Raw genomic sequence first — 19,040 nt, 5'->3', positions numbered from 1 at the left:
TGATGTTATACAGTAGCGACTTGATCCAAGCTTTCACCGATAGCAGCTAGGCGCTCAACAACTTCTGCTTGTGTCAATTCATTTTCTGAAACATAGCGGTTGCGTGGGTGAACACGGCACTCGTGTGAGCATCCACGGAGGTACTTGTCTTCATTTTCTTCTGATGTCAAGATACGACGGTTACAGAAGGGATTTCCACAGTTGACATAGCGTTCACATGGTGTTCCATCAAACCAGTCTTTCCCTACGATGGTTGGGTTAACATGGTTAACATCAACGGCGATACGCTCGTCAAAGACGTACATTTTCCCATCCCAAAGCTCACCTTGAACTTCTGGATCTTTACCGTAAGTTGCGATTCCTCCGTGCAATTGGCCGACATCTTTGTAGCCTTCACGGACCATCCAGCCTGAGAATTTCTCACAGCGAACGCCACCTGTACAGTAAACCACAACACGTTTATCCATGAATTTTTCCTTGTTGTCACGGACCCATTGTGGCAACTCACGGAAGTTGCGGATGTCTGGACGGATAGCCCCTCGGAAATGTCCTAGGTCGTACTCATAATCGTTACGTGTGTCAAGAACCACTGTATCTTCGTCAAGAAGGGCTTCTTTAAACTCTTTTGGAGACAAGTAAGCGCCTGTTGTTTCAAGTGGATTGATGTCGTTGTCAAAATCGTTGTCTTCCAAACCAAGGTGGACAATTTCTTTCTTGTAGCGAACAAACATCTTCTTGAAGGCTTGTTCACTTTCTTCGTCAATTTTGAACCAGAGGTCTTCCATACCTGGGAGGCTGTGAACGTAGTCCATGTATTTTTGAGTTGTTTCGTAATCACCTGAAACAGTCCCGTTAATTCCCTCGTCAGCGACTAGGATACGGCCTTTGAGACCGATTGATTTACAGAAAGCCAGGTGGTCTGCCGCAAATTGCTCTGCATTTTCAATTGGAGTATAAAGGTAGTAAAGTAAGACACGAATATCTTTTGCCATAAGATTTGTTCTCTTTTCTATTCTTAAATTTTCAGAATTTTTCATTCAACTATACTAGTATACCCACTTGAGAAAACGAATGCAATTTATTTGACCGGAAATTGTAGAGAGACCTGCCACTGCACTTCATCAGTAACCATACCGAATCGCAGATAATTCTCTCAATTTTTTGATTTGTTTAGCTTGACTTTCTGACAAACTTAGCTTGTTTTCAATCAACACACGTGAGATGTCAACGTTCATTTGGCTCAGAATAAATGGAGTAGAGGTTCCATCGTCCTTTAATCGTTTTTTATAACGAACTAACTGATTTTTCAGGGGAGTAAGTTGAGGCGCAGCCTTTATATCTTCCAATAGATGATCGATGATGGTCATCGCTTCACAACGCCTTTCTCTACCTCCATCGAACCATTTTAATGGTGTCATTCTCATTTTCCTCCTGGAATTCGCTTATAAATTGAAAAACTATAATTCCTAACTCTCCAGCCAGTATTTTACCCAAACACCCTATGTAAAAAAGTCAGCAAAAATGGCAAGGTTGCTACGATATTATTGATAACATGCACCGCATAGGATGGATAAATGCTCTTGGTATAGCGGGTCAAACCAGCAAAGATGATTCCAACTATTGCAAAGACGAAGATATCTAACAGACTAGGCAGGCTTGAAAAATGAGGGAGAGCAAATAAAATGGACGGAAGAAGCAAATCAAGACCACATCTCGAATCTTTAAAAAAGGCGTGTTGCAGTAATCCTCTGTAGATTAACTCTTCCATCAGCGGAACCAGAAAGAACAGGGCTATATAGATACCTAGCTCTGCAAAGTTAGTCCCACTATAGCCAATCAATACAGCCCAACCTTCAGCAGTTGACTGGACATGTTTAGCTGTCTGAACGTTAAAAGAGATCTGGAGCACTACCACTAATACTGTCAAAATCGAATACCAAAGCCATTTTTCTCTTGGAATGCGAAAGAGATAACCATGGCCTGTCTTAACCAGAATCCAAATCATGACTCCGCTAAATAGCAAACTCAAGATATTTTGAATCCAGAAGAAATTGCCAATCTGGGAAGAAAATTGCCAATAGTTTTGGACAATAAGCGTCAGCTGGGAAAGGCCAAATACGAAAAATAGATAAGAGAAGACAGCACTCATTTTGAAAAGAAGACGATATTTTTTCATAATAAATCCCCTATAGATGTATGTGTATCACATCGCATAAACCCTCAGAACCACTGTTTTCATTTTTACATCCTAAAAATCACTACCTCCCCTAGAGAACTAAGGAAGGCAGTGATCACATTTTTAGGAATTAGGAATGAATACACGAAATCAATCAATCTTATGATTTTTTGTTTTTCAAGAATTCGTCATATTGTTTTTGCATTTCGTTCAATACTTTTTCGTAGGCACCTTCAGATTTCAATTTTTCCATCAATTCTGGAATAGCTTTATCTGGGTCTACAGTACCAGTGTTGATAGCTGTATCGAATTGTTGCATTGTGTTAGAAATTGCTGAGATTTCAGATTTCACATTGTCAGTGTTAAAGATAAATCCAAGTGCTGGAGATTCTTTAGCTTCTGCCAATTGTTTCTTAGAATCTTCGATTTGTTGGTCTGTAACGTTTTCGTTAATGTAAAGGATCCAGTTGTTACCAGTGTTCCATCCACCCATGTGAGTATTTCCTTTGTAGCCATCAAGGACGCGTACACGGTTTTCTTTACCTTGAATTTTTTCCCAGTTCTTGCCTTCTGGACCGTAAACAAGACCGTTCAAGAGTTCTGGGTTCGTGTTCAAGAGGTTCAACACTTCCATTGATTTTTCTTTGTTCTTAGAGTTGTTTGAGATAACAAAGTTGGCAACTTGTGTTGTTTGGTTTTTCTTGATAAAGTTAGTGATTGGTTTGATTTGGATGTCTTTGTTCGCAACGCGTGAAAGCAAGCTGTTACCGTAGTCAGCTGGTCCTACTGTTTCTTCACGAACAAACCAAGTATCTTGTTGAAGGTCAAATGAAGTGTCGCTTGTTGCTACGTCTTTTGGAATGTATCCTTCTTCATAGAATTTGTGAAGAGTCTTCAAATGTTCTTTGAAACGAGGTACTTCGTAACGGTTTACGATCTTAGTAGTGTCTCCTTCAAGGTCGATAACAAATGGAAGTCCATTTGGTACTGGGTAGTCAAAATTATCAGATGGGATAAAGTTCTTCGTAACCGCAAATGGTACTACATCTGGAGCTTTTTCTTTGATTTGTTTCAAGACTGGCTCAAGTGTTTCGTATGAAGTGACACCTGAAATATCGATACCGTATTTAGCAAGAAGAGTTCCGTTGAAGGCAAAGTTTTGAGATGATGCAACGTTAGCTGCAACTGGTACTGCATAGATCTTACCGTTTACAGTGTTCCCTTTGATGTAAGCTGGGTCAAGTGCTTTGTAAAGCTCTGCTCCTTCTTTTTTATACAATTCTGTCAAGTCAGCATAAGCACCTTTTTGAGCATTTACGACATAGTTAGATGCAAATGCGATATCATAGTTTTCACCAGATGATGTGATAACTGACATTTTCTTATCATAGTCACCCCATCCGAGGTATTGGATATCCAATTTAGCACCGACTTTTTCTTCGATGATTTTGTTTGCATTTTCTAGCAATTCATCCAAGTTGTCTGGTTTGTCACCGATTTGGTACATTTTGATTACAGGTTTTTCACCTGAAGTAGTATCTGCAGCTTTTTTGTTGTTACCTGTAAGGTTTCCACAAGCAGCAAGACCAGCAGCCAAAGCGACTACGCTAGCAGATGCAAAAGCATATTTTTTCCAGTTTTTCATGATAAAAACTCCTTTTTTTATTTTTAAACTTATAAACGATTTAATAATTTGTAACTTCAGTCACTAAGATGAAGTTGGGAAGGGAGAAACGGTGTTTCTCAGCAAGTGCTATTCTTTCACACCACCGATTGTCAACCCTTTAACAAAGTAGCGTTGGAAGAATGGATACAGAATCGCGATTGGAAGGGTTGCAACCACAACCATGGCCATACGACCTGTTTCTTTTGGTAGAGCAACTCCCAGTTGGCCAGATAGGCCGACTGCTTTTGCAATGTAGTCCATATTTTGCTGGATTTGCATAAGCAAATATTGCAATGGATACAAGTTGTCACTCTTGATGTAAAGAAGGGCGTTGAACCAGTCGTTCCAGAAACCAAGAGCTGTCAAAAGCGTGATGGTTGCGATACCTGGAAGTGACAATGGCAAACAAATCTGGAAGAAGATCCGAGCTTCACTGGCACCATCGATACGAGCAGATTCGAGAATGGCTTCTGGAATGGTCTTCTTGAAGAAGGAACGCATCAAGATGATGTTGAATGGTGAGAGAAGCATTGGAACAATCAAGGCCCAAACGGTATCACCCAGTTGAAGCAGGCGAGTGACCACGATATAGCCCGGTACCAAACCAGCATTGAACAACATACTAAGAAGAGCGAAGATCGTAAAGAATCTGCGGTACTTAAAGGTTGTCCGTGAGATGGCATAGGCATAAGTGGTTGTAATGAAGACGTTGGTCACTGTTCCGACTACAGTTACAAAAACTGAGATAAAGAGCGCTTGGAGGATCTTATCTTTAAACTGAGCTAGGAACTGAAATCCATCTACACCAAACTTCGAAGGGAAAAAGCTATATCCATACTGGAGAATGCTCTTTTCATCTGTTACCGAAATGATGATAACGAAGATAAATGGCAAGATACAAGAAAGAGCGATCAAACCAGAGATAATACTAAAGAAGATATCTGCTTTCTTACTGAAGGAGTGAATGCCGACATTATCGATTTTTTCTTTTTTAATTTTCTTTTCTGCCATATTCTCCTCCTTTCTAGAACAAAGCTGAGTTTGGATCAACTCGTCTTGCAAGCAAGTTTGATAGGATAACCAGAATCAAACCGACTACGGATTGGTAAAGACCGGCTGCTGAAGCCATACCGATATCTGCTGTCTGAGTCAAACCATTAAAGACATATACATCCAAAACGTTGGTTACATTGTAAAGCTGACCAGCATTGTGTGGGATTTGATAGAAGAGACCAAAGTCTGCACGGAAGATATTTCCGACTGCAAGGATGGTCAAGACTGTCACAAGCGGAGTCAACTGAGGAATGGTTACGTTGCGAATACGTTGCCACTTGCTAGCCCCGTCCACTGTTGCTGCTTCGTAGTAGGTTGGGTCAATTCCCATGATCGTCGCATAGTACATGACACTGCTATATCCAAAGCCTTTCCAAATACCTAGGAAAAGGAGAAGGTATGGCCAAATGCCTAAGTCAGCGTAGAAGTTGACTTCCTTCATGCCAATGGATGTTAGGAAATGGTTGAAGACCCCTTTGTCAATGTTTAGGAAGGCATCTGTAAAGAAACTGATGATAACCCATGACAGGAAGTAAGGGAACAACATAGACGTTTGGAAAATCTTAACCATTCTCTTAGAGCGAAGCTCGCTGAGGATGATGGCAATCCCTACTGATACAATCAAACCGATAAAGATAAAGCCGAGATTGTAGAGAACGGTATTTCGAGTGATGATAAAGGCATCTTTTGAACTAAACAAGAATCTGAAATTATCTAACCCGACCCATTTACTATTCACAATACTATCTATGAAACCATTACTGGTCATATGGTAGTCTTTAAAGGCGACCACATTCCCAAATACTGGAATGTAAAAGAATAGAATCAACCAGAGTGCCCCTGGTAAAACCATCAAGAGAAAGATCCAGTTATCTCTCAAGGTCTTTGAAAACTTTTTCATAATTTCCTCCCTTTTTATTCCTAAAAACTGATTTCATCGAATTTTTAGGTTTGATAACGATTACATTATTAGTATACTCCTATTTGAAGGCTAGGTTAAACTACTAATTATAGAAAAAACTCCACAAATTATTTTTTGTGGAGAAGTTTTTTATAAGAAATAGGTTTCACGAGAAACACTCTGAACAAGGGACACTGTTCTTGTTTTTATACTCAATGAAAATCAAAGAGCAAACTAGGAAGCTAGCCACAGGCTGCTCAAAGCACTGCTTTGAGGTTGCAGATAAAACTGACGAAGTCAGCTCAAAACACTGTTTTGAGGTTGTAGATAAGACTGACGAAGTCAGTAACATCTATACGGCAAGGCGAAGCTGACGTGGTTTGAAGAGATTTTCGAAGAGTATTAAGTCGTATAAATCGTCGATGCGGTCGCAATAGTGTGCCACTGATTGGCTGTAGTTGCTGCGAAATCCTTGTCTGCGTAGAAATCAGTAAATGGTAGGATTTCAACTTCTAGCTCGTCGATGCGATCAATCTGACCTGCCAGATAAGCCTCGATGCGACTTTCTGCTCGTTTGATACGTTGCAAGAGTCCGCCCATACGGATATCGACTGTATCCAAGCCAAAGACCTTGTTTTCTTTCAACCATTGGTGGCTAAAGAGAGCATGGAAGTGTTCAATCTCGCTTCTGAGTTTTGGTAATTCTTCTCTGGCGATTTGCTGCAAGCTGACTTTGTCATCGACTTTATAAGTTTCACGAATGCGTCGTCCAACATCTACTTTACTGCTTAAAATCTGGTTCAATTGAGCCTGAGTTTCAAAGAGATAAGAGTAGGCACCAGCTTTTTCTTTGATAGCAGCAAGGGTCACAGCAGCCTGAGCGAAGTGCGGTTTGTCCTGTTCAGGTGTCATGTGTCTGTCAAGAATCGGACAGAGAACATCCTGATAAAAGACATAGCGGTTGGGATTGATACCACTGAGATTGCCTGGCAAGTCTGGCAAGAGATTGGCAAGGTCAATCTGCATAAAGTCCTCAACTGATAGACCCGTATTGGTCTTGAAGTGAGCAGACAAACGATCTAGGTCATTGCGGTAGCTGAGTTCTGCCCAGATTTGCAGACTTGGTAGGATAGAGAACTGTGCAGTTTCCCCACCGTTATCCCCCCAACCCGTCACGATGACTTCTTTGATATCATTGGCGCGGCAGGCTTTGTTGGCTTCTACAGCAATGAGACGGCTGAAATGGTTGTTGGGTGTGAAACCGATCCACTTCCAAGCTCCGCCTGCAAAGGCAAGGTCTTGGCTAATCTTGTGGTGGTTGCGGAAATTGCGATTGTACTTTTCTTCGCTGTCTTGATAATAATCCCAGTAAACCAAGGTCACACGGTCTTTTAGACGGTCTAGGTAGACATGCGTTTCCTCTGGAATCTCCACATCACGGTCGTACTGACCATCCGCTGACATGAGTTTGAAGAACATATCGCTCCACATCTGGCAGTGGAAACCATACTTGTCGGCAATATCCAGCACGCGCTCCAAGTGTTGACACATGAGGAGACTACGGTCTACAACGCCGTTCAAAATGAGGTAGCGCCCCAAACCAACCAAATGGGCTTCGTCCATCCCGATATTGACCTTGCGAGTCTGCAGTTTAGATAGAGTGGCAAACATGCCATCAATCAGGTCATAAACCTTTTCTTCGCCAATAAGGAGAATGTCCTCCACATCACGGAGTTCTTGCACTTCCTTAACACCCCATTTGACGAAGGCTGACAAGTGGGCCAAGGTCTGGATGCAAGGCACAAAGGTCATATCAAACTGCTGGACATAGGCTTCGATTTCCTGCAACTCCTCTGCTGAATAGGCGCCACGGAAGTAACCAAAGTAAGGTTGCCCCTCAATCTGATAGGTGTCTTCCATGTAAAGTTCAAAGGTTGAGTAACCCATGAGAGCCAAGACCTCAATCATCTGCTTGGCAGAAGCCACATTCAGCACCGCATTTCGAGAACAGTCTGCCATGTAGGCCAAATCTTCATAAGCTGCCTGCTCCTCAATCGCTACTTTATCACCTTCTACTAGAGCTGTTGCCAATAAGGACAAGGCGCGGTAAAGTTGGTGAGGTTTGCGATAAGTTAGTTGATAATGTCCACCTTCACCCTTGATAGAGATAGAGGCTTGGTCAGACTGAGCGACTACTACCTCTACATCTGCTAGCGAAATATGCTTTTTAAGCAACTCTAATGCTTGCTCTTGTTTGGGACTAAGTCCTGTAAAAATTACCATTGATTTTCCTCCTGTAGCCAGTTGACAAGGGCACCATAGAGATTGGCATCTGCATGATAGGTGCAAGCTTGGATAACTGGTGCGACCGTGTATTCTTCGTAGGTTTTGACAAATGCATCGACAGCTTTTTTGACGCCTTGGATAAAATCTGGATTCTGGCTAATAGATCCTCCCAGACTAATGACATCTGGGTCGATGAGGTACTGGATATTGAGCAGTCCTTGCGCCAGATTACGGTTCATACGTTCAATGGCTTCTTGGCAAAGGGCATTGCCTGCTGCAGCTTCTTGGTAAATCTTGCGACCATCCCAGTCAGTCTGACCAGATTTTTCAATCACGTAGCGAACCATGTTTCCTGTAGAGGCTAGTAGCGACCAGTTGTTGAGTTTTTCAGCTGGTTCAATGGTTGTCATATAGCCAAACTCACCACCTAAGCCGTGGCGACCACGGTGAAGTTTGCCATTGATTATCATAGCTCCGCCAATTCCTGTCCCAATCACGACACAGGCTGCATTTTCAATCTCTGGGTGAGCCAGCAGTTCACTAAGTCCAACACAGTTGGCATCATTTTCTAGATGGACAGGTAGCTGATGATGAGCAAGCGTCTCATACCAAGAAAAGCCATGAATGTAAGGTACGGCACTGATTCCCTCAATCACACCTGTTTCTTGATTGACCGCGCCTGGAACGCTCATGGCAATGCCCTTATAATCTTGTTCTGCCAAGCGTTGGTCTAGCCAATCTAGTAAATCCTCCAAACTTTCTGGCGTCGGAGTACTTGTCTTATCTAGTATCTTTCCATCAGGAGTCAGACTGGCAAACTTAATCCCAGTCCCTCCGATATCAATGGTTGCAATGGTCATTGTTCTTCCCATAAAAAGGGGCGAATCAGTAGTTAGTCCTTACTCTTTCGCCCCTCCTTTCTATCTCATAGTATTAGTTATCAAACACTTTAAAACTATTAAATGTCTTCTTTTTTGATCAATTCTGTGCGAATTTCTTGTGGTGCTAAGAGTCCTGAATGAACGGGATATGGCCGCTCAAGCAAGTCCAAAATGGTTTGTTGGTGTTCTGATATACGCACATTTTCTTGACTCATATTGTAGTAACGAAGTACATATCCTTCTTCATTTTCAGCTACCTTAAAGGCTGTCGGGCAGACTTGTGGCAAGCTGAGCGCCGCATGGCACAAGAGGCTGCCAGTCGCAGCAACACTTCCTTCTTGTTTAGCAACTTGAAGACTAGTGAATGGTGTTTGGAAGGCTTTAGCACGACGGAAGGCTGAGAAGCGTTCCCCTGCTTGGTGGCATTCGAGAGCAAACTCGACTTCAAACTCACGCAAGCACTGAGCCTCTGGTGTCGGGAAGTAACCCCAGTCACCTAACTCACCTGAGGCACGAAGAATGGTCACAGCAATGGTATCGTCTCCAAGGATTTCATACTCGTGCAGTCCTTTATTAGCCACTGTCACCCCTTTTTCATCGTCATAAAGGCTGACGAAGGCTTGCTGGTGTTGTGGATTTTCAGGATTTTCCCAAGAAGCAGCTGGTTTGTTTGGTCGTGTTACTACCTCATAGATGCTTTCAGAGTCATTGCTTGGACGCGTGTTATGAGTCTTAACCAAGAGACGGATACGGTGGTCCTTGGCAGTATTGGTAAAGCGAGTCTTGAAGCGGATTTGTGGATTGTCGACAAAGACGGTCATCTCTGTTTCCAGAGGAAGGGTTGTCAATTCTTCTGAGCGCCCAGCTTCACGCGTCATAAACTCGATGATACCTCTTTGTTCCGCATCCAGTTTTTCATCTGCACTTACTGGAATTGTCAATTCATGCTTGAGCAAAATCTTGGCAAAACGAGCTGTATTTTCCAAGACTTCACAGCCTTTGAGTTCTGCGTAGATAGGTTCTGTTCCTTTTGGTTGGAAATAGATGTACTCATTTCCAATGTCACCACGGTCTTCAAAGCGAAGAACATCTTCATAAGCTTCATGAGTTGTCTTGTCGTAGACTGTGATATTTTCATCTACACTGACCGTTACAAATGGCGTATCAATCACTCCATTTTGGTAAATACCGTCACGGTGTTCTTGTTCTCCTTCAAGCAATTGGAAGGTTGTCCAAGAAAGTGGTGCCAGATGAACAGGCACTGTCACGCGCACTTGTCGAGCGATACGAGCCTGACGGAACTTGTCTTTTGGTAAATCATACTCAAAATTAGCTCCCAGATCTTCGATTTTCGCTTCTACAGCATGCCCTTCTAAGTCTTCGACACGGTAGCTTGGCAAGGTCAAAGCTGCCATCTTCTTATAGCCTTCTGTTGGGTGCAATTCCTTGAAATCACAAGTCGCCACATCAATCACGGTGCTGACCGTATCAACCTTGTCATGCAAGCCTGTGTTGATGACCGTAAAGAGATGATCGCTTTGGGCTTCGTGGGTTGCAATTTTACCCTTCCACTCGTTGAGAAGATTGGTCTTAACGAAATTTCCAACTTGGTTAACCTTGGCAAAACGTGTCTCCATCTCACGGTGAACCTCGTCCACGCTACAGCCACAGATACTGTCATGTGGCGCATTTTGTAGAAGGACTTTCCAAGCATAGGTCAACTGGTCCTTATGGTTGTGCCCGCCAGTGATGACAGTCAATGGCTCCACTACTTGTTCTAGCAAGTTGCTATTTTCTTGGAAGGCTTGTTTGAGGTAAATGCGTGAAGAAGAAGTGTTGGCAAGTGTGTACCAGCCATCTGTTTCCTGACTGGTCAACTCACCTGTAACGGTAGATAGTTGCTCAGGTAGAGCACTTTCTACTGCATGGACATAGTCATCAAAGGAACTATGCACAAAGGTCACATCTGGAAAGAGTTCATTGGCCACACGAATGGCTTCGCTCAGATTTCGCTGTACAGGCTGGTGGTCACATCCGTTCATCATCAACCATTGGTTGGTCGAAGCGTAGTCACGCACGTCTGACAGTTTTTGTTTCCAGAAGGCCAGGGCTTCATCCTTATCAACTGGAATTTCATTTCCATTACTGTACCAGTTGGCAAAGAGGATACCGAGGACACGACTTCCGTCTGCACCCTGCCAGTACATTTCTGAAAACTGGGAAGTAAACTGCTCATCTTCGAGAACTTGGTTGTCAAATCCAATCGGCTTCACACCACGCCCAAAAGCTGCCACGTGAATGCCTGATTTTTGAAGGATTTGAGGAGCTTGTCCCATATTTCCAAAGGTATCTGGGAAATAACCAATCTGGGTTGATTTGCCCCATTTTGCACATTCTGCTTGACCAATCAAGGTATTGCGGACATTGGCTTCACTTGAAATCAAGTAGTCATCCTGCAAGATGTAAAAAGGACCAATTTTGAGTTTGCCTTGGTCGATGTAACGTTGGACTTTGTCGCGATTTTCAGGGCGAATTTCCAAGTAGTCATCAAGGACAATGGTTTGTCCATCCAAGTGGAAACTCTTGAACTCAGGGTCATTTTCAAAGAGATCAAAAAGATTGTCAAACAATTCCACCAACTGCATCCGGTGGCTTTCAAAAGGTAGATACCACTCACGGTCCCAGTGACTATGTGAGATAATATGTACAACAACATTTTCCATGAGTAAAACCTCATTCTAACTTAAATTTTTATTTCTATCTAACTAAAGAACTGACTAGCGAATATCTAGATAATCCAAGACTAACTCACAAAACATCATGTTGGCCCAAGAGAACCATTCACGAGAGTAGAGCGTTGGATCATCTACGTGGAAGCTTTCATGCATGACACCTGTGCCACCATCGCAGGCAACGAGCTGATCCAGCAAGAATTTCTTCTCTGCCTTATCTCTTGTTGTCAAACCTTGGATAGAAAGGGCAATCGGCCAGATATAGCGATAGAAGGTATGAGAACTTCCGAGACCGCTAGCGTATTCTCCTTGGTAAAAATATGGATTTTCAGGGCTCAGAATGGTACGGCGTGTGGCTTGGTAAACCTCATCGTCAATCGCACAGTAACCAAGATATGGAGCAGCCAGTAGACTTGGTACGTTTGGATCATCCATGATGCTAGCATTTCCTAGACCATCCACTTCAAAGGCGTAAATCCTTTCTCCCTTGCTGTTGGTTGTATAGGCATAGTTTTCGATGCCTTCTTGAATCTCTGCTTGGAGACGCTTAGCGTCTGCCACGATGTTTTGGCTATCAGCTAGGTCTAGTTCTGCAAAGATTTCTTGCACATACCCCAATACGACTACGGCAAACATATTGGACGGAATCAAATAGCTATACTGACAGCAGTCATCACTCGGACGAAAAGCTGACCAGGTCATACCTGTCACTACAAAATCAGGTCCAAAGCCATCATTTACTAAGGTGTCTTCCTTGCGGTCCGTATCCCTAACAAAACGATAAGGAGAGTTCTTGTGGTCTTGTTCCACTGTCCAGAGATGAAGAATTTCCTTGGTCGCTGTGACAAAAGTCTCATCAAACTGACTGGTCTCGCCAGTCTCTTTCCAAAGGAGATAAGCCAGCTGCAAAGGATAGCAAAGCGAATCCACCTCGTACTTGCGTTCCCAAATCCAGCCATTAAGCTCTGTGTGATCAGTCTCATGGTGCCCCTTCCAGTTTTCCTCAATATTGAAGGAATTGGCATAAGGATCCTTGAGCACCAAAGTCATCTGACGCTTGACCAAACCTGCAATGGTCTGACGCAAGAGAGGATCTCTTTTAGCCACGTGCAGGTAGGGTCTGAGTTGGGCTGTCGAATCCCGAAGCCACATAGCAGGAATATCCCCTGTCAAGACAAAAGTTGAGCCATCTTCTAGAATCTCGACCGTATTGTCCAAGGTGTCTGTATAGCAACGCTCAAAGACATCCACCCACTCGGGATGGTCCTTAGCCCGCTCCGCTACTTGGTCTAGCCATTCTCTAACAATTTCTTTCGAATAAACCATAGTATTTTTTCCTCTTTCAAACAAGATTCATTTTCAGTATATAGCTTTTAGCCCAGAAAATATATACACAAATGATAGTCATTTTTCTACAAAATTGTTATATTTGAAACTCCTTTTCTAAAGACCATTTTTTCTGATATAATGTAGAAAACAGCTAAAGGAAATACCATGAAACCACTACTTGAAACCATCGATACCCGCTTTGGGACTGCTAGCAAGCATGCCTTTTCTCGGGGAAATACCCTGCCTTACACGGGCGTTCCTTTTGGGATGAATTATTTTGTGCCTCAGACCAGCGATCAGGAGGGAGCTTGGTTTTTCGAACCACATCTGCCCATCTTTCAAGGGATTCGATTAACCCACCAGCCCAGTCCTTGGATTGGCGACTACTCTTGGCTGCTTCTGACACCTATCACCGGCCAGCTTGGGGGAGATAGCCTCTTTCACCGTCAATCCTCCTATGATAGGGATAAAGCTTCCTTCCAACCTCATTATCTGAAGATTTTCTCCCTGCGCTTTCAGATTGAAACCCAGCTTACACCGACTTGCTATGGCGCTTCTATTCGTTTGGAGCAAAAGCAAGGCAAAGCCCTCTCCCTCTATCTTCACGCAGCAGATGACTTGACAGTCAAGCAAGTAGATAAGCGGACTCTTTCCCTACGACAAGAAGGAAAAACAGAGACAAACAAAAATACGCTAAAACTATTCACTGCCCTGCAAATGAATACGGATATTCTTGCTGTCAGCCAAGAAGGTGGAGACTGGCGAATTGACCTGACAGATAGTCATGCTGACATCCAGCTAGCAACTTCTTTCATCTCGCCTTCTCAAGCTCTGCTTAATCTACCTCAAACGGACTTTGATAGCTGTAAAGAAAGTGCGAAAGCAGACTGGGAAGACCTCCTCCATCGTTTTGACATACTAGAGACAGGAGAGACTGACCGGACCTTCTTTGATCACTGCCTCTACAGACTCTTCCTCTTCCCGCAGACTTTTTATGAGGTTGATGAATCAGGGCAAGCCATCCACATGGATCTGGCTACTGGTACTATCAAGCCCGGCGTCCTCTTTAGCAACAATGGCTTCTGGGATACCTTCCGCACCACCTTCCCCCTCTTTGCCCTTATCATACCGGAGCACTATCACCGCTTTTTAGAAGGTTTCCTCAATAGCTACCGCGATACTGGATTCCTTCCAAAATGGCTAGCTCCGGACGAACGGGGTATGATGCCTGGTACCCTTTTAGATGGCATTATCGCAGACAGCGCCTGCAAGGACATGGCCCCCGACCTAGAAAAAGAACTCCTTCAAGCCATGCTTGAAACAGCCACTAAGTCCGACCCTCTCGGCATCAATGGCCGCCACGGACTAGCCCAATACCAAGAACTGGGCTACCTCTCTACCGACCACCACGAAAGCGTCAGCCATACCCTAGACTATGCCTATAGTGATTTTTGTATCGCCAGCTGTGCCGAAAAACTAGGTCAGAATGACATCGCGGAAACTTATAGAACTGCGTCTCAAAATTACCGTCATCTATTTGATGCTGAGACAGGTTACATGCGAGCGCGAGATAGCCAAGGCAACTTCCGCCCTGACTTCTCTCCTTATGGTTGGGGACGCGACTACGCCGAATGCTCTGCCATTCAAGCGACTTTAGGCGTCCTCCATGACATCCCAGGCTTAATCCAACTTATGGGTGGAAAAGAAGCCTTCAGCAATTATCTATTGAAAGCCTGTCAGGACGCTCCTCTCTTTGAAACCACCGGCTATGGTTACGAGATTCACGAGATGAGCGAGATGGCAACAGCTCCCTTTGGACAACTCGCCATCTCTAACCAGCCTAGCTTCCACATCCCTTATCTCTTCCGCTACAGCAACTACCCAGACTACACTGCCCTTCTCATCAAGACGCTCCGTCAGAAAGCCTTTCACCCCAGCTGGAAAGCCTATCCTGGCGATGAGGACAATGGCAGTCTCTCTGCTTGGTACATCTGGTCAGCTCTTGGATTCTACCCGACCTGTCCGGGCAAACCAAGTTATGATCTCGGAATCCCTCTCTTTGACCATCTCCGTATCTACCTAGCTAAGGAAAATAAATGGCTGGATATCCATGCCGAGCAAAACCACAGCCATTTCAACTTTGTCAAAGAATGCCGATTGGACAAGACTATAGTATCTAGCATTCAACACCAAGACCTCTTGAAAGCTGAGCAACTGACCTTCACCCTCAGCTGGCTACCAAATCACTAATAACCCAAAAAACCTTTGCATCGCGCAAAGGTTTTTTTTATGAAACTTGGACTTGAAGTTGATCTACAAGCTGACCACCCACCGTTAGGTTCAGATAGAAATCCAAGGTTTTATCTCCTGTATAATACAAGGTTGGAAGCGTCAATCTTTTTTCAGTCTCGCCAACTTGAAACGCAAGGACTTGAATCTCATCCTGATAAGCGACACCATGTACACCCGTCCCTGGTTGAATCGAAATCTTAGCTTCTAAAGGACCACTACATTCTCTGCGCTTAACTGTAAAGTGGACATTTTCTCCCTTGGTCACAGCTAGACTTTTTTCTGAAAACTCTAGTTGCTGAACAGCTTCTTTTTTCAACAAGGTAGGTGTTTTATAGAGTGAAATTTTGGTCAACAAAGGCAAAGCCTGTGCCTCTGTAATGGTCACGCGTATCTTCTGCGCCTCAACGACTGATCCTCGTAAGAGACGTTTGTAGCCAACAGTATAACCAGAGCCAAACTCCTGCCAGACACCATCCAACTCTACCTGAACATGGTAAGCAGCGATGCGTTGCCCCAACTTCAAATCTTCTCTTAACTCAATCACATCAAAAGTTTTAAGTGCCCCTAAATCGAGCTCTAATTGGATTGGCAACTCTGCATCACTTGCCCAAGAACTAGCCTCCAGTCCATCTGTCAGATGATGACAAGCAAAGTCTGGTGATAGAGCAGGGCCAGATACCTTGGCTCCCAGAGCTAAATCTTCCCTATAGAGTGTGTCACGGTAGGCAGCAAATTCATACAGTCGCCGGATATCCTTTTCGTCAAAGAGGCCATCTTGGTTCGGTGGGATATTAAGCAAGAGTGGAGTTCCCCGCCCTACCGAGTGAAAGTAGATTTCGACCAACTCCTCCAGAGACTTAGGATCCTGATCCTCATGGTAAAACCAGCCCGGGCGAAGAGAAACATCTGCCTCACCGATTGAAAATAGCGTCCCAGAGGGGTCTCCGTGCTGTAGATAATCTAATTCCGCCTCTGTCCCCAACTGGTCTGGCTTGACTTTTTGCCACAAGGAATCCCCTGCATAGCCTCGTTCATTGCCAATCCAGCGAATACTAGTTCCCTCTGTTGAGAAAATCAAACAATCGCCCTGCAAGTCACGAATGGTTTCAAACCAAGTCTCAAACTCATAGTTGACCTGCTGGGCCCCTTCCCCTCTAGCACCATCCATCCAAACCTCAGCGAACTTACCAGCATTCCCATAGGCAGGATTTGATAAGATTTCCTTCAATTGAGCCAGATAATAGGCATTGTAGTCCGCTTCTCGGTCCACATGATAGAGGGGACTATGGGCATCCCACGGAGACAAATACACTCCCAAATCCATGTCAAACTCAGTTGCAGCTTGAGAAACTTCGAGAAGCAAGTCCCCCTTTCCATCCCTCCAAGGGCTAGCCTTGACCGAATAATCTGTATGGGCTGTCGGATAGAGGACAAATCCATCGTGGTGCTTCACCACCAAAATCAGTTTTTTAAAACCTGTTTCTTTGAGCACCCGAACCCATTCACGCGCATCCAACTTGGTCGGGTTAAAGCGCTCAGGCTCCTCCTGACCTGTTCCCCATTCCTGGTCATAAAAGGTATTAGGACCGAAGTGGATAAAGGCTGCTAGCTCATCGCCCAGATAAGTTAGCTGGACCTGACTTGGTAATGGTCCGTTTGGTTTTATGTTCGTCATCATCTCATATCTCTTTCTCTTATCAATTTGCTTATTCAAAAAGTTATCCACAACCTGTGGATAAGAAAACATACCTAAAAATTAGCTTTTTCAGACTCCAGCTCTTAGACTTTAACCCTGTCACTCTCAGGCAGACCTGCTCAAATCCCTACTAGACTAAGATTTCTACTAGAAAGATAAGCCCGTTACTAGTTTCCGGAGCAATTCTCAAGATCCCTCTAGGATATTAGCTAAATGTCCTGTTCTCCCCAGACTTATCCACAACTTGTGAATAAACTATTGTTTCAGGCCACTCTCTCCTTGACTATAACAAAAAGCGATAGCAGCGTCAATATGGCTAAGCTCCCTTCCTAAATCCCCTGAAAAGATTCTATAATTTGTACAATCGTAGCTTTTGCATTCGCCAGCTAGTGAGAATCAGCCAGTAGAAAATGACCTCTTTATCACATTGTGAACAGCACAACTGTGGTACTATAATACCTAACAACCTAATCACTTCCAGCAAAAAATCCCGCAGATTTGCGGGATTCTCTCTTGCATCAATGTGCCAACATTTCTTGGGCGATTTCTTGTCCAGATAAGTTATCTGGATAGTAGGTTGGCCAGTTATCCATCTCTTCAAAGAGGGCTTCTTGGCTAGTACCTCCAAAGAAGATATGGAAATGTTCTGCCTTGACTGGGGCGATATTGTGGTCACTAAACTGAACGTACTTGAACTGTCCAGCATCCGCATCTGTCGCTTCAAAGAGGAAGCGCACGCCACGATTGCCTTTCTTGTAAGTCAAGATTTTCTTACCAACATACTTGTAGGTGAATTTCTTACTTTGTCCACCTTGAACAAATTCCATAGTGTTATCAGTAATGTTAATCTTGGTCACATCTGTCTGATAGCCTTTTCTATAGTAGGCCTTGTACTCATCCTTTGTCATCTTGCCAGTTAACTTAGCCTTGTAGTCAAAGACTTGATCAAAAGTTCCATCTTCAAGGAAAGGATAAACTGACTGCCAGTTACCAGCATAGTCACTCAAGGTACGGTCCTTGACAGCTGCATCCTCAAAGTAACCATTGTGAACTGTCTTGGTGTTTTCTTCCTTCTCTGGCTCGATTTCCGATCCTTCTTGGTCTGTTGTTTGTTTCAAAGCCTTGAGGTTTTTCTCCATGATAGAGATGTAATTTTCTCCCGCCTTGGTGTCCTCTTCTGTCAGACTTTCTAAAGGATTGAGGACATCTGTTTTGACACCTGCCTCTTTTGAAAGTGTATTGGCTAGGGCTTGTGAGGCATTTTCTTCAAAGTAAATATAGGCGATTTTATTTTTCTTGACGTACTCTGTCAATTCTGCCAAACGTGCTGCTGATGGCTCAGCATCTGGTGAGAGACCTGAGATGGATACTTGCTTGAGACCATAATCCAAGGCAAGGTAGTTAAAGGCAGCGTGCTGGGTCACAAAGCTCTTTTGTTTGGCTTGAGACAAACCATCTGTGTAGGCCTTATCTAAGGCTTGCAATTTTTCGATATAGGCAGCAGCATTCTTCTCAAAGGTTTCTTTTTTATCAGGATAATCTGCTGACAAGCTGTCACGGATATGCTCTACTAGTTTAATGGCACGGACTGGTGATAACCAAACATGGGGATCGAACTCATGGTGATGGCCTTCTTCTCCATGGTCATGGTCTCCCTCTTCTTCATCGCCACCTGGCAAGAGCAACATATCGCCTGTCGCCTTGATGGTTTTCACCTTTTTCTTATCCAAAGTATCTAGCAATTTTGGAACCCATGTTTCCATGTTTTCATTTTCATAAACGAAGGTGTCTGCGTCTTGGATTTTGGCAACTGCCTTGGCAGACGGTTCGTATTCGTGAGGTTCTGTACCAGCACCGATTAGAAGTTCTACATTAGCAGTATCTCCTGCGACTTGCTTGGTAAATTCGTAGATAGGGTAAAAGGTTGTCACGATATTTAGCTTCCCATTTGCCTGTTTTTGATTGGAACAAGCCACTAAAAACAGGGCACATAGACTAGCTAGTAGTAAGCTCAGTTTTTTCATTTCA

13 protein-coding genes are annotated in these 19,040 nt (G+C 43.8%); 1 reads left to right on the top strand and 12 read right to left on the bottom strand.

The annotated features are described in order from the left end of the window. Positions 1-5: 5 nt before the first annotated feature. From EKB01_RS04035 to EKB01_RS03990, 10 genes are all read right to left on the bottom strand, one after another. Positions 6-992: a rhodanese-related sulfurtransferase gene (locus EKB01_RS04035; RefSeq protein WP_001030025.1), complete on the bottom strand. Its 987-nt coding sequence runs from the start codon at positions 990-992 to the stop codon at positions 6-8. A 129-nt stretch (positions 993-1,121) separates the two neighbouring features. Beyond that, a complete protein-coding gene (locus EKB01_RS04030; RefSeq protein WP_167265743.1) occupies positions 1,122-1,418 on the bottom strand; it encodes a bacteriocin immunity protein in 297 nt (98 codons plus the stop codon). Positions 1,419-1,486: 68 nt separating this feature from the next. Further along, positions 1,487-2,176, bottom strand: a complete 690-nt coding sequence (locus EKB01_RS04025; protein ID WP_167265741.1) for a CPBP family intramembrane glutamic endopeptidase — start codon at positions 2,174-2,176, stop codon at positions 1,487-1,489. 160 nt (positions 2,177-2,336) lie between these two features. Next, positions 2,337-3,821 carry an ABC transporter substrate-binding protein gene (locus tag EKB01_RS04020; RefSeq protein WP_084939959.1) on the bottom strand — a complete coding sequence of 495 codons (1,485 nt, stop codon included), beginning with the start codon at positions 3,819-3,821 and terminating at the stop codon, positions 2,337-2,339. Positions 3,822-3,929: 108 nt separating this feature from the next. Continuing rightward, positions 3,930-4,853, bottom strand: a complete 924-nt coding sequence (locus tag EKB01_RS04015; RefSeq protein WP_000818344.1) for a carbohydrate ABC transporter permease — start codon at positions 4,851-4,853, stop codon at positions 3,930-3,932. Positions 4,854-4,866: 13 nt separating this feature from the next. After that, entirely contained in the window at positions 4,867-5,796 is a 930-nt protein-coding gene (locus tag EKB01_RS04010; protein ID WP_000714584.1) for a sugar ABC transporter permease, read from the bottom strand. A gap of 402 nt (positions 5,797-6,198) precedes the next feature. After that, positions 6,199-8,079 (bottom strand): beta-N-acetylhexosaminidase, encoded by a 1,881-nt coding sequence (locus tag EKB01_RS04005; protein ID WP_167265739.1) that lies wholly within the window; start codon positions 8,077-8,079, stop codon positions 6,199-6,201. Further along, the gene (locus EKB01_RS04000; protein WP_000150731.1) at positions 8,073-8,942 is read right to left on the bottom strand and encodes an ROK family protein; all 870 of its coding nucleotides are present in this window, start codon (positions 8,940-8,942) and stop codon (positions 8,073-8,075) included. The genes EKB01_RS04005 and EKB01_RS04000 overlap by 7 nt, the downstream gene beginning before the upstream one ends. Before the next feature lie 98 nt (positions 8,943-9,040). Next, the gene (locus EKB01_RS03995) at positions 9,041-11,686 is read right to left on the bottom strand and encodes an alpha-mannosidase (RefSeq protein ID WP_167265737.1); all 2,646 of its coding nucleotides are present in this window, start codon (positions 11,684-11,686) and stop codon (positions 9,041-9,043) included. 54 nt (positions 11,687-11,740) lie between these two features. After that, positions 11,741-13,021, bottom strand: coding sequence for a glycoside hydrolase family 125 protein (locus EKB01_RS03990; RefSeq protein ID WP_000263081.1), 1,281 nt, complete (start codon positions 13,019-13,021; stop codon positions 11,741-11,743). Positions 13,022-13,189: 168 nt separating this feature from the next. Here EKB01_RS03990 and EKB01_RS03985 point away from each other — a divergent pair, with 168 nt between their 5' ends. Continuing rightward, positions 13,190-15,274 carry a GH92 family glycosyl hydrolase gene (locus EKB01_RS03985; RefSeq protein ID WP_109289551.1) on the top strand — a complete coding sequence of 695 codons (2,085 nt, stop codon included), beginning with the start codon at positions 13,190-13,192 and terminating at the stop codon, positions 15,272-15,274. A 37-nt stretch (positions 15,275-15,311) separates the two neighbouring features. Here the strand turns inward: EKB01_RS03985 and EKB01_RS03980 are convergent, their stop codons facing one another. Further along, positions 15,312-16,991 (bottom strand): alpha-L-fucosidase, encoded by a 1,680-nt coding sequence (locus tag EKB01_RS03980; protein WP_167266174.1) that lies wholly within the window; start codon positions 16,989-16,991, stop codon positions 15,312-15,314. Positions 16,992-17,530: 539 nt separating this feature from the next. Then, positions 17,531-19,036, bottom strand: a complete 1,506-nt coding sequence (gene adcA / locus EKB01_RS03975; protein WP_061588548.1) for a zinc ABC transporter substrate-binding lipoprotein AdcA — start codon at positions 19,034-19,036, stop codon at positions 17,531-17,533. Between the last annotated feature and the right edge of the window lie 4 nt (positions 19,037-19,040).

The sequence above is a fragment of the Streptococcus sp. CCUG 71758 genome (assembly GCF_011714815.1).
GTDB classification, from domain to species: Bacteria; Bacillota; Bacilli; order Lactobacillales; family Streptococcaceae; genus Streptococcus; species Streptococcus halitosis.
This window is presented reverse-complemented; position numbering and strand designations above follow the sequence as displayed.